Raw genomic sequence first — 13,091 nt, forward strand, 5'->3', positions numbered from 1 at the left:
GGACCTCCGGCTCGTCCGGGGACCGGCGTCGGCGTCGCCGTGCCGGTCCGGCGGGCCACCCCGGTCAGCGGACCATGCTGCCGACCACCGGCTTGGTGAGCAGCGCCGACTGGTTGCGCTGGATGCCCGGGTCGAGGGTCTTGGCCACGAAGATGGCGTGCCAGATGCAGAAGATCAGCACCGTCCACACCTTGCGGGAGTTGTCCGCCTCCTCCCGCTTGTGCTCCTCCAGCAGCCGCATCGCGTACGACAGGTCGATCAGGTCGCCGGCGCCCGAGGTGGACAGCACGTGCCGGGCCCACTCGTACATCTCGCCGCGCAACCAGACCCGGGTCGGGGTCGGGAAGCCGAGCTTCTTGCGGTTGACGATGGCCGGCGGCACGACCCCCTGCAACGCCTGACGCATGGCGTACTTGGTGGCGTCGGAACGGGGCGGCAGCTTCAGGTCGACCGGGATGGTGGCCGCCACGTCGAAGACCGCCCGGTCCAGGAACGGCACCCGGACCTCCAGCGAGTGCGACATCGAGATCCGGTCCGCCTTGACCAGGATGTCGCCACGCAGCCAGGTGTAGAGGTCGACGTACTGCATCTTGGTGACGTCGTCCAGCTCGGTGCACTCGGCGTAGATCGGGGCGGTGACGTCGGTGTAGCGCACCGAGGGGTCGTAGCGACGCAGCAGGTGCTGCTTCTCCTCCTCGGTGAACATCCGGGCGTTGCCGTAGTAGCGCTGCTCGATCGGGGTGGTGCCGCGCTCCAGGAAGCTCTTGCCCTTGACCCCCTGCGGGATGGCCTTGGAGACCGCCCGCAGGCCCTTCTGCACCCCGCCCGGCAGGCCGTTGACGGTGCCGAGGGAGAGCGGCTCCCGGTAGATGGTGTAGCCGCCGAAGAACTCGTCGGCCCCTTCGCCGGAGAGCACCACCGTGACGTGCTCGGCGGCCTTCTTGGCGACGAAGTAGAGCGGCACCAGCGCCGGGTCGGCGACCGGGTCGTCCAGGTGCCAGACGATCGTCGGCAGCGCGTCGATCATGTCCTGCGGCCCGATCTTGGTCGGGATGGTGGTCACGTCGAGGTGCCGGGCCGAGTCCTGGGCCACGTCGATCTCGGAGTAGCCGGGCACGTCGTAGCCGACGGTGAAGGTGAGGATGTTGGGGTTGAACTCGCGCGCCAGGGCCACCACGGCGGTCGAGTCGATGCCGCTGGACAGGAACGAGCCGACCGGCACGTCCGAGCGCATGTGCATCCGGACGCTCTCCCGCAGCGTCTCCCGGATCTCGTGGTAGAGCCGCTGCTCGTCGGCGACCGGAGCGGGCCGGAACACCGGCCGGTACCAGCGCCGGACGTCCAGCCGGCCGCCCGGGGACCAGGTCAGGTACTCCCCGGAGCCGATCCGGCTGATCCCCTGGTGCAGGGTGCCGGGCTCGGGGACGTACTGGAGGGTCAGGTAGTGGCTGAGGTTGGCGGTGTCGATGCCGGCGTCACCCTGGTAGTAGGAGTGCGCGAACGGCAGCAGCGCCTTCTTCTCCGAGGCGAGGTAGAGACCGTCGGCGGTCTCCAGGTAGTGCAGCGGCTTGATGCCGAAGTAGTCCCGCGCGCCGAACGCCCGACGCTCCTGCCGGTCCCAGATGACGAAGGCGAACATGCCGCGCAGCCGGGTGAGCACCTGCTCGCCCCAGTAGTGGTAACCGGCGACGATCACCTCGCCGTCACCGGCGGTGGCGAACTGGGCCCCGAAGGTGCGGACCAGTTCCTCGCGCAGCTCGATGTAGTTGTAGATCTCGCCGTTGAAGGTGAGCAGATAGCGGCCGCCGGCGTACGGCAGCGGCTCGTGGCTGGACGCGACGTCGATGATGGCGAGTCGCTTGTGCGCGAACACCCCGTCCGCATAGTGGCCGGTGGCGTCGCCGACCACCTCGACCCCTGTCTCGTCCGGTCCGCGGTGGTGCAGGCATTCCAACGCCCCCGCGATGTTGTCGCGGTGGGCGGCGGCGTTGCCGTTCGCGCTGAAGAAGGCCAGGAGTCCGCACATGGTCGCCATCTTTCCACGCGGCACATTCCGGTCGCGCGGCACCGCTGACCCTGCCACCTCCGCACGCGGCACATTCCGGTCGCGCGGCACCGCCGGCCCGGTCCCGTCTCCGCGCGGCACCGCAGGCACCCCGCCCGGCCGGAGCCGGGGTACCGTCTGGACGAGCGACGAGGCGAAGGGAGCCGACATGGCCGAGGAGCGGACGGACGGCAAGCCGGCGGACGGCACCGAATCGCACGATCCGGACTTTCCGGAGGCGTTCCTGTCCTTCATGCGGCAGGGCTGGCGCGACACCAGCCTCCCGGTCGGTCCCCGGCCGGAGGTCCCGCACCACGCCAAGCGGCGGGCCGCACTCTCCGCGGCCTTCCCGGGCGAGACGTTGGTCATCCCCACCGGCACCGAGAAGGTACGCGCCAACGACACCGACCACCCGTTCCGGCCGGGCAGCGACTTCGCGTACCTGACCGGGGACCACGACCCGGACAGTGTCCTGGTACTGCGCCCCAACGGCTCCGGGCACGACGCGACGCTGTACATGCGTCCCCGTTCCTCGCGGGAGACCGACGAGTTCTTCCGCAGCCGGCACGGCGAGCTGTGGGTGGGCCGGCGGCACACCCTGGCCGAGAAGTCGACCGAGCTGGGCCTGCCCACGGAGGACCTGAGCACGCTGGACGGGGCACTGGCCCGGATGGCGCCGGGGCGGACCCGGGTGCTGCGCGGTTTCGACCACCGGGTGGACGCGGCGGTACGCCCGTGGGACGGCCCCCGGGAGGAGGGCCAGCCGGCCCGTGACCGGGAGCTGGCGATCACCATCGCCGAGCTGAAGCTGGTCAAGGACGAGTGGGAGGTCGCCCAGCTCCAGGACGCGGTCGACGCCACCGTACGCGGCTTCGAGGACGTGGCCCGGGTGCTGCCGGCCGACCGGGGGGTCTCCGAGCGGTTGCTGGAGGGGATCTTCGCGCTGCGGGCCCGGCACGACGGCAACGACGTCGGCTACAGCTCGATCGTCGGGGGCGGCGAGCACGCAACGATCCTGCATTGGGTGCACAACCACGGCGCGACCCGTCCGGGTGAGCTGCTGCTGATGGACATGGGCGTGGAGAACCGCAACCTGTACACCGCCGACGTGACCCGGGTGCTGCCGGTCGACGGCCGGTTCACCCCGTTGCAGCGCCAGGTCTACGACGCGGTCTACGCCGCCCAGCAGGCCGGCATCGATGCGATCCGGCCGGGCGTGGGGTTCCGCGAGGTGCACCTGACCTCGATGCGGGTGCTCGCCGAGGCGCTGAAGGATCTCGGCCTGCTGCCGGTGGGCGTCGACGAGGCGATGGACCCGGCCTCCACCGTCTACCGGCGGTGGACCCTGCACGGCACCAGCCACATGCTCGGCATCGACGTGCACGACTGCGCGAACGCCCGCAAGGAGAAGTACCGCGACGGCCAACTCGGTGAGGGCTACGTGCTCACCGTCGAGCCGGGGCTGTACTTCCAGCCCGAGGACGAACTGGTCCCCGAGGAGTTGCGCGGCATCGGCGTCCGGATCGAGGACGACATCCTGGTCACCGCGACCGGTGCGGTGAACCTCTCCGCCGGCCTGCCCCGCCGCTCCGACGAGGTGGAGACCTGGCTGGCCGCGCAGCGTGAGGCGGGTCCCCGCCTGCCCGGCTGACCCCCGCACCCGGTTCACGGCGGCCCCGCCGCCGGACGCGTCGCCCCTCGGCGGACGCGTCCGGCGGCGGGGCCGCCGTCGTTTCCGCGCGGATCACCCCCCTGACGGCCTCCTCGTCCCGGGGGTCACCGACCGCCGGAACGGGCAACCAAGGCGGGCTTTCTTCGGGTTTGCCCTCATAGCGAGGAACCTTCTCATACCGTGGGTTTCGGGAGCTACAACCGATTTGTAGCAGGGGACGCTCGCTCACGTGCGGCGACCCTGTCTGGTACGAGGAGAGGGCAGAGAGCTCCGATGTCCAACTACCTAACGAACAACGAAGCCTCCGCGCGGGCGACGGGGAGCAGGAGCCGTCGCAAGCTCTGGCTCGCCAGTGGCGTCGCCGGGTTGACAGGTGTGGTCAGTCTCGCCGCGGTCGGCGTCGCCGGCAGTGCCGGGGCGGTCGGGGTGAGCGGACTGAAGTGGAACACCACTCAGCAGGTCACCAAGGATGGCGACCAGGGTCGCGGCGACGAGGGCCCGGACCGTGGCGGCAAGGAAGACCGCGACGGCAAGGACCACGAACGTGGGAAGGAGGTGCCCTGCGACACCGACCGGCTCATCCAGGCCATCGTCCTCGCCAACAGCCGCGACGGCGGCGTGCTGGAGCTGGCCAAGGGTTGCACCTACAACCTGACCCGCAACCAGGACGGCAACGGCCTGCCGGTGATCACCCAGGACATCACCCTGCGGGGTGAGCACACCACGATCACCCGGGACGCCACCGCCGACTACTTCCGGATCCTCAACGTGGGTCCCGGCGGTCACCTGAGCCTCAAGGGCCTGACCATCAAGGGTGGGCAGACCATCGAGGCGCTGACGGCCGTCGCGCCGGCAGCGGTGTGGGGGGCCTACTCGGACTCCCAGGCGATCGCCGCCCAGGTGAAGGCCGGCACCCCGCTGGCCCAGGCGCTCACCGCCCGACAGGCGAACCCGAAGGCCGGCCTGAAGGCCGCCCCGAAGGCCGCGCGCAAGGCCGCGGTGCAGGCCGCACCGAAGGCGAAGGCCAAGCCGGGGAGCGTCACGACGTTGGTCGAGGAGCCGGGCGTCAACGACGGCGCCGGGATCCTGGTGCAGCCGGGTGGCACGGCCAACCTGTTCGACACCTCGGTCGTGCTCAACCAGTCCGGCGGCAACGGCGGCGGGCTGGCCAACTTCGGCACCACGTCGCTGCGGCACACCGAGGTCGCCCACAACACCGCCTTCTTCTTCGGCGGTGGCATCTTCAACGCCGGCCTGCTCCAGGTCGACGAGTCCACGATCACCGACAACACCGCCGTCATCGGTGGTGGCGGTATCTCCAACGGCGCCGCGGAGATCTTCACCGAGGACGTCGACGGGGGCACCGTCCTGATCGAGAAGTCCAAGATCACCGACAACGAGACGCTCGGCTTCGGCGGCGGCCTGCTCGACATCGGAGGCAACACCACCGTGCGCTTCACGGAGCTGCTGTCGAACACCGCCGTGCTCGCCGGTGGCGGTATCGCCGCGGCGGACGCCCAGGTCAACGTGCACCAGTCAACGGTGGCCAAGAACAGCACCGCCGGCGTGGGGGGCGGCGTGGCCGTCGCCTTCGACAGCGCGGTCACCATCGAGAAGAGCCACCTCAAGGAGAACACCGCCGGCTTCTTCGGCGGCGGGCTGTTCAACGCGGACAGCGTCACCACGGTGCGTGAGTCCGAGGTCGTCGCCAACCGGGCCCTCGGCCCGATCGGCGTCGGCGGCGGCATCTTCAACATCTTCGGCGAGGTCAACCTCAGCCGGACGAAGGTCGCCAACAACTTCGCCACCTTCGCCCCGGGCGGCGTGTTCACCTTCGAGGGTGTGGTGAACGTGGACGACAAGTCCGCGATCGTGGCGAACCGCCCGACGAACTGCCTGGCCATCCCGGGCGACACCATCCCGAACTGCTTCGGCTGAGCACCCTCGGGTGACGTGCTGCCGGTGACGGCGGCACACCGGGCAGGACGCGCACCGGCCCCCCTCCGCACCACGCGGAGGGGGGCCGGTCGTCGCCTGTCGGCGCTGGACGAAGCGCGCCCCGTCAGCGTTGGACGAAGACCGCCACGCTGCGCGCCGGCACGGTGAAGGTGCCCGCCGCCCGGTCGAACGAGGCGGTCCGCAGCACCGGGTCGGCCGAGCCGGCCAGCACCGGGTGCAGGGTGGTGTCCGTGCCCCGCAGCCTGGCCACCGTCTGCTTCGCCGCCGTCGGGGTGGCGTTGAAGACCACGGTCACCGCCTTCCACCGGCCACCCAGCCCCCGGGCGTCCAGGGTCATGGTGAGCACCCCCGGGGTCTCCTTCGCCCCGGACAGCGGAAACGCGACCCGCTGCTGCACCTGGTCGGCGGTGGGCAGCCCGAACACCGGCGAGGACTGCCGGATCCTCAGCAGCTCCGCGTACCTGGCGTCGGCCAGATCGATCGCGGCGCAGTCCGGGACCAGGGACGGCTCGGCCAGCAGCGGCTTCGCGTACGACCACTTGTCCTCGTTGTCCGCCGCCGGGGGGAGACCGACGCCGAAGCCGTTGCCCTGCGTGCAGTCCCAGCGGATCTGGTTGAACCAGTCACCGGAGTTGTAGGAGTTGCGGTCCAGCGACTTGGAGCGCAGCCGCTCGGAGCCGGCCGCCACGAACCCGGTCCCCTGCCCGAGTGCGGTGGTGGCCAGGGCCAGCACCTGCATCCGGGCCCGGTCCGCCGCCGAGGTGCCCGTCGGCAGCTTGTACGCCAGCGCGTCGTACAGGATCTCGTTGTCGTGCGCGTCGACGTAGGTGACCGCCTCGCCGGGGGCGGCGGTGTAGCCGGCCGGGGAGCCGTTGTAGTCCACCTGCGCCCCGGTGACCCGCCGACCGGCGGAGTCGGTGAACCGGTAGCCACGCAGGTTGCCGGTCAACCCCACCTTGATCAGGTCCTGCTGGTGTCGCAGCCGGGCCCGCTGCTCGGCGGCGGTGCCGTTCACCTCGTCACCGTTGGGATCGGTGTAGAGGCCGGAGGCGAAGCCCTGCACGCGCGGGTTGCCGTCGAAGGGGCCGCCGCCGCGTACCGCGTCGCGGAGCCGGTCGTTGAAGGTGCCGATCCCGGTGCCGGCCATGTTGGCCTGGGTGGCCTGGACGAACCGGGCGTCGTCGGCGACCTCGCCGAAGTTCCAGCCCTCGCCGTAGAGCAGGATCTTCCTGCCGTCGACGCCGTCGCGGGCCACGGTCAGCCGGTCCAGCGCGGCCCGGACGGCCAGGATGTTCGCCTTGGGGTGGTGGCCCATCAGGTCGAACCGGAAGCCGTCCACCTTGTACTGCTTCGCCCAGGTGACCAGCGAGTCGACCACCAGCTTGCCCATCATGGCGTGCTCGGGGGCGGTGTTGGCGCAGCAGGTCGAGTTGGCGACGGTGCCGTCGTCGAGCAGCCGATGGTAGTAGCCGGGCACCACCTGGTCCAGCACCGACTTCGCATCGGTGCCGGCGGCGGACGTGTGGTTGTAGACCACGTCCAGCACCACCCGCAGGCCGGCGCCGTTGATCCCGGCGACCATCCGCCGGAACTCGACGCTGCGCTGCGCCCCGTTCGGGTCGACGGCGTAGCCACCCTCCGGGACCGTGTAGTGCAGCGGGTCGTACCCCCAGTTGTAGCCGTCGGTGTCGGCGACCGCCGCGACGCACGCCTGCTGCCGGTCGGAGTCCGGCGGCAGCGTCGCCAGTTCGCAGGCGGGCTGGCGTTGGTCGGCCCGCCGCTCGGGGATGGTGGCGAAGTCGAACACCGGCAGCAGGTGCAGGTAGTTGACCCCGGCGTCGCCGAGGGCGGTCAGGTGCTTCATCCCGGCCGTGGTCGGGTCGGTGAAGGCCAGGTAGGTGCCGCGCTGGGCGGCCGGGACGGTGCGGTCGGCGATGGAGAAGTCGCGCACCGACAGCTCGGAGATCTGTGCCTTCGCCGCGGGTGGCGCGGCCGGCTTGCGCAGCCCGGACCAGCCGGCCGGGGCGAGCGCCGGGTCGGCCAGGTCGACGATCTGGCTGTGCGTGGAGTCCGCCGCGAGCGCCACCGAGTACGGGTCGGTGGCCGAGGCGGTGACGATCTTCTGGGCGGCCGGCTGCCAGGCTTCGACCCGGTAGCGGTAGTACCGGCCGGTCCAGTCGCGGCTGCCGCGCGCCGACCAGACGCCGGTGCGGTCGTCGCGGCGCATCGCCACCGTGCGGGGCTGCGCCGACGGCGCGTCGAACAGTTCGAGCGCGACCGTCCGGGCGGTGGGCGCCCAGACCGCGAGGGTGGGCACCTTACCGGCGAAGGTGACGCCGAGCGTCGCGTCGGTGGCGGCGCGGTAGACGTCGTCGAGCACCCCGGGGATCTGCACCCCGGTCGCGCCGAGCAGCGCGCCCCGGGCGTCGCGTGCGGTCACCACGAGCTGCCCGCGCAGCGCCGCCGGCACCCGGGCCAGGTCCGCCCGGTCGAGATGGAACGCCTGGTGGGCCCAGAGGTGCGGGAAGGCCGCGCGCTGGGTCTCGGTGAGCCCGTTGCGCTGTGCCCGCAACGGCAGTGAGGTGTACGTCCCGGACAGCTCGCCGTCGACCACGCTCAGCCCGCCCGCCGGGGCGGCCACCAGGGCGTACGCCTTGCCGTCGGTCGGGCCGGCAGCCCAGGTGACGGTGGACCGGTCGATCCACTGCGCCTGCTGTTTCGTGATGTCCACGTCCTTCGCGGGGCCTGCGGAAGAGGCGGGCAGCAGCCGGCCGGGCACCCCGCCCAGCAGCCAGACCTCGTGGCCGATGCCGGCGAGGTCGAGTCGCTGGTCGTCGGGCTGATCCTTGGTGTCACCGCGGTGGATGATGTAGTTGAGTCCGGTCGCGCCGGCGGCCAGTGGCACCCGGAACAGCGCGCCGAACGAGTCGACCTTCTCGGGCAGGAGCGGGGTGGACCAGTCGGTCGGGGTGGCCGCGCCGTCCCACACGTGCAGACCCCAGCCGGCGTAGTCGTTGTCGGCCTTGCGCCAGTGGATGATCGCGGTGCCCGGGTCGACCGCCGGGTCGGGTTCGCCGGTGGCGGCCTGCCGGGTGGGATAGAGCGCCGGGTCGCCCTGCTTGACCCAGACCTCACCGGTGGCGGTCACGTCGACGGTGCGGTCGTTGGCGACGTCCTTGTTGCCCGCCTTGTCGACCACGAGGAACCCGACGGACTTCGCGCCGGGCTTGAGCTTGACCCAGGCGAACCGGCCGTACGAGTCCTGCCCGGCGAACGGCTGCCCGGTGGGCCACTCGGTGACGTACGCCGGGTCGAGGTCACCCCAGGCGTAGAGGCCCCAGTCGGCGTAGTCCCCGGCGGGGCGCTGGTAGTGCACCACCACCCAGTCCCGGGACGCGCCCTGCGCCGGGGTGCCGACCACCCCGGTCGTCCGGGTGGCGGTCGTCCGCCCCTTCCCGTCGCGGACCACCGCCTTGTATTCGACCCGGGTGCCGCCGGCCAGCCCGGTCAGGTCGTGGTGGACGGTGTACGGCGCGGTGTGCGCGCTGCCCAGCAGGGTCCACTTCCCGCCCGCGACCCGGGCCGCGACGGTGACGGTGGCCAGCGGGTCACCGGTCACCTGCGCGGTGACGGCGGCCCGGGTGGCGACCGGGTCGGTGCCCGGCTCGGTGAGGGTGACGCCCGGCCGCGCGGTGGCCTGCGGCACGGCCCGGCCGGCCCGGAGCACCACGGCCGACCCGGCCGGCACGGTCAGGCTGACCTTGCCGTCGGCGTCGGTGGCCGGGGTGGCCGTGCTGCCGTAGATGCCGGTGAAGGTGGTGCCGGGCGACCAGGTGTCCACGGAGACAGTCTGCGGGGTGCCGGCGTTGTTCACCGCCACCAGGTACTCGGTGCGGTCGGCCGGGGAGATCCGGGAGAAGGCGAAGACGCCCGGCCCGTCGGCGGCGTACCGGGTGACCTGCACGCCGTCGCGCAGCCCGGGGTGCGCGGCCCGCAGCCGGCCCAACTCGGCGATGGTCCGGTACAGCGGGTGGGTGGTGTCGAACTGGTCGCTGGCGTGGGTACGGGTGGTGCCGATCAGGTCGTCGTCGAGGTAGTCCGCCGTCCGGGTGGCGAACATGTCCTGCCGGGCGTCCTTGTCCCCACCCGGCCCGGTGAAGCCCTGCTCGTCACCGGAGTAGACGACCGGCTGGCCCCGGGTGAGGAACATCAGCTGGTGGGCGAGCCGGTCCCGGCTGAGCTGGCGGGCGTCGTCGCCACCGGCGGCGGCGATGAACGAGCCGATCCGGCCCATGTCGTGGTTGCCGAGGAAGGTGGTCAGCCGGGTGGCGTCGGTGTCCCGCGCGGCGTACAGCGGGTCCTTGGCGTAGACGTCGGCGAGCGCCTTCGCCGGGCCGTCGGCGCTGACGTAGCCGCGCGCCGCCTCCTGGAAGGAGAAGTCCAGGGTGGCCGGCAGGCCACCGCGCCGCACGTAGGTGGAGGTGACCTCCTGGTCGGCGCTGTAGACCTCACCGAACAGGAAGAAGTCCTTCTTGCCGGCGGAGTCGGCGGCGCGCTTGATGCCCTGGCTGAACTGCGGCCAGAAGTCGAGGTTGACGTGCTTGACGGTGTCCAGCCGGAAACCGTCGACGTCGGTGCTGGCGATCCAGTCGCCGTACGCCTTGGTCAGGCCCCTGACCACCTCGGGACGCTCGGTCCACAGGTCGTCGAGGCCGAAGAAGTCGCCGTACTCGCTGTTCTCCCCGGTGAACGTGGAGTCGCCCCGGTTGTGGTACATCGTCGGGTCGTTCAGCCACGCCGGCACCTTGACGCCCGCGTCGGCGGGGCTGGCGAAGGTCGGCGTGTACGGGCCGGCGTCGGTGTTCACCTTCGGGAAGGCCCGGGTGCCGTCGGCGTAGTTGCGGTCCTCGAACTCCCGCCCCTGCGCGTCGGTGTACGGCGACGTCTTCTTGTCGATGTACGCGTACTTGCCCTCGGCGTAGGAGATGACGTCGGCGGTGTGGTTGACGATGACGTCGAGGTAGACCTTGATGCCCCGCCGGTGGGCCAGCGTGACCAGTCTCTTCATCTCCTCGTTGGTGCCGAAGTGCGGGTCGACCTGGGTGAAGTCGGTGATCCAGTAGCCGTGGTAGCCGGCGGAGACGTCCGCGCCGCTGCCCTGGACGGGACGGTTCTTGAAGATCGGCGCCAGCCAGATGGCGGTGGTGCCGAGACCCTGGATGTAGTCGAGCTTGTCGATGACGCCCCTGAGGTCGCCGCCGTGGTAGAAGCCCTTGTCCGTCGGGTCGAGGCCGGTGCGGAGCCGGTCGCCGGTCAGGCCGCCGGTGTCGTTGCGGCGGTCGCCGTTGGCGAACCGGTCCGGCAGGACGAAGTAGAACTGTTCGGCGCGGCCCTTACCGGTGCCGGCGGCGAGCAGGGCGTCGGTGGTGGGTTCGGCGCCCCACTGGGCGGCTCCGGCCGCCGCGAGGGCGTCGATGGTGGACGGGCGGTCGGTGGTGTCGGCACCGAGCTGGCGGACGGCGACCGGAACGCCGACGAGAGCGAGGGTGAGGGTGGAGACCAGGGCGAGCAGCGCCTTGCGCGGCAGCGGCGGGGGTTTCATCGACGGCCTTCCTATGGTCGCTGATTCGCCCGCACGCTAGCCCTTGCCGAAACGTTCTGCAATACCTTGCAAACCAAGTCGCAACAAAGCAGCAACCTTGCAAGACCCGACCAACCGGCGGCGTGGCACGGCGGATCAGAGGCCGGAGCAGGCCACCCCGTCGACCGTGCAGCGCGACGGCCGGATGCTGCCACCGGTGTTCTCGAAGTGGAACCGCAGCGGCACCGTGGCCCCCGGCGCGACGTTCACCCCGCTGGTGTACGTGAACACCCCGCCGGACATCCGGGAGCTGCCCTGCGGCGCACCCTCCACCCACGAGGTGACCAGCCTGCTGCCGGCGGGCGGGACCAGCCGGACCGTCCAGGGCCGGGCCACCCGGTCCCGGTTGCGCAGCAGCACCTCACCGATGAACGCCTGGTTGTTCCAGCTGTCCAGCACGCTGAACCGGCCGGTCATCGGCGACGACGACGGCGCGGGCGGTGCCGGTGCCGCAGGTGGCGTGGTCGTCGGGGCCGGGGCCGCGCCCCCGTCGGGGGATGGCGGGTCGACCGGCGGGGGCACCGCGCCACCACCGCCCGACGGGTCGCCCCCGACGACATCGACGGGCAGCTCGACCGGGAGTGGATCGGTGCGGCGGGGCGTCAGGCCGGGTACGGCCGGCTCGGGCAGGTTCGCCGCCACCGGCGCCCGATCGGTCTCCCCCGACCCGGGCAGCGAGTAGGTCGGTGCGGGATCGGCCGGCCGGGCCTCGAAGGCCGGCCCACGGCTACGGTACGACGCCAGCGCGACGATCAGGAGCACGACCATCACCAGCACCCCGGTGGCGACGACGACCCATGGCGATGACGCCAGCGCACCCGCTCCGTGTGCCCGCGGTTGCGCGCGACGCATGCCGGACATGACCCTCCCTGGTCGGCCCCGTCCGAGAAGAGTAACGATCCCGGCGTTTGCCGGAAAGTGGCTGAGGCACCGGATTTTGTCCTAACCGGACAGTTCGCCGCCGGTCAGCCCCGCACCCGCAACGCGTCCACCTGGAAGTAGACGCCGTTACGCTTGACCGCCCAGATGGTGTACGTCCCGACCGGAAGATCCCTGACGCTGAACACCGTCTGCTGGGGCTGGTAACGGTTCGCCCGCGCGCTCACCCGCTGTTGCTTCACCGGCCGGCCACCGGCATCGACGATCCACACGTCGGCGTCTCCGTACTCGGGGTCCCGCGAGGTGATGTAGTCCAGCCCGGTGCCGGTGAACGTGAAGCTGAACGAGTCCCCGTCGTGAATCGTGTAGTGCACGTCGTCGCGGTGGTCGCCGTACGGCCGGTCCCGGGAGACCGCCCACCGCCCCCGGTAGGAGATGCCCGGGGCGTCGTCGTTGAGCAGCGTGGTCGGCTTCGGCGAGGGCGACGCCGTCGACGGCGTCACCGACACCGACGGCGTCACCGACCGGGACGCGGTAGGCGTCCGACCGGCCGGCGGTGGTGCGGCGCCCGGCCCACCGCCGGACTCCCGCCGGGTCTTGGTGGGTGACGGCGACGGCAGCACCGACTCGGTCGCCACCGGCACCCCCGGCACCATCACGGCCTCGCTGCGCGACCCGGCCCCGTGCTCGGCGTAACGGTCGTGGCCGAGCACCGCCACCAACGCCTTGACCAGCAGAAAGAGCAGCACGATCACCGCGATCGAGGCGAGCGTCCAGGGTAGTGCGGCGATCGCGTGGGGCAACCGGGACATCCACCGCGTCCAGCGCGTCCCCGGCATGATCCTCCTCGGTCGACCCCGTACGCAGAGATTAGCGACCGTCCAGTAGCGATGATC

6 protein-coding genes are annotated in these 13,091 nt (G+C 71.5%); 2 read left to right on the plus strand and 4 right to left on the minus strand.

Annotated elements, in window-relative coordinates; genetic code table 11:
* Positions 1-64: 64 nt before the first annotated feature.
* Positions 65-2,026: an asparagine synthase (glutamine-hydrolyzing) gene (asnB, locus tag GA0070216_RS00630; RefSeq protein ID WP_091238760.1), complete on the minus strand. Its 1,962-nt coding sequence runs from the start codon at positions 2,024-2,026 to the stop codon at positions 65-67.
* 187 nt (positions 2,027-2,213) lie between these two features.
* On the opposite strand from asnB, the gene GA0070216_RS00635 reads away from it, so the two are divergent.
* Together GA0070216_RS00635 and GA0070216_RS00640 are read left to right on the plus strand one after the other, a co-directional pair.
* Complete coding sequence (locus GA0070216_RS00635; RefSeq protein ID WP_091237286.1) at positions 2,214-3,695, plus strand: aminopeptidase P family protein; 1,482 nt, start codon at positions 2,214-2,216, stop codon at positions 3,693-3,695.
* Between the two features lie 294 nt (positions 3,696-3,989).
* On the plus strand, positions 3,990-5,654 hold the full coding sequence (locus tag GA0070216_RS00640) for a hypothetical protein (RefSeq protein WP_091237287.1): 1,665 nt from the start codon (positions 3,990-3,992) through the stop codon (positions 5,652-5,654).
* 124 nt (positions 5,655-5,778) lie between these two features.
* Here the strand turns inward: GA0070216_RS00640 and pulA are convergent, their stop codons facing one another.
* From pulA to GA0070216_RS00655, 3 genes are all read right to left on the minus strand, one after another.
* Positions 5,779-11,277 carry a pullulanase-type alpha-1,6-glucosidase gene (gene pulA, locus GA0070216_RS00645; RefSeq protein ID WP_091237288.1) on the minus strand — a complete coding sequence of 1,833 codons (5,499 nt, stop codon included), beginning with the start codon at positions 11,275-11,277 and terminating at the stop codon, positions 5,779-5,781.
* A 135-nt stretch (positions 11,278-11,412) separates the two neighbouring features.
* Positions 11,413-12,177, minus strand: a complete 765-nt coding sequence (locus GA0070216_RS00650) for a cellulose binding domain-containing protein (RefSeq protein WP_091237289.1) — start codon at positions 12,175-12,177, stop codon at positions 11,413-11,415.
* Positions 12,178-12,281: 104 nt separating this feature from the next.
* Positions 12,282-13,034, minus strand: coding sequence for a hypothetical protein (locus GA0070216_RS00655; RefSeq protein ID WP_141722991.1), 753 nt, complete (start codon positions 13,032-13,034; stop codon positions 12,282-12,284).
* Between the last annotated feature and the right edge of the window lie 57 nt (positions 13,035-13,091).

This window comes from Micromonospora matsumotoense, assembly GCF_900091525.1.
Classification (GTDB): domain Bacteria; phylum Actinomycetota; class Actinomycetes; order Mycobacteriales; family Micromonosporaceae; genus Micromonospora; species Micromonospora matsumotoensis.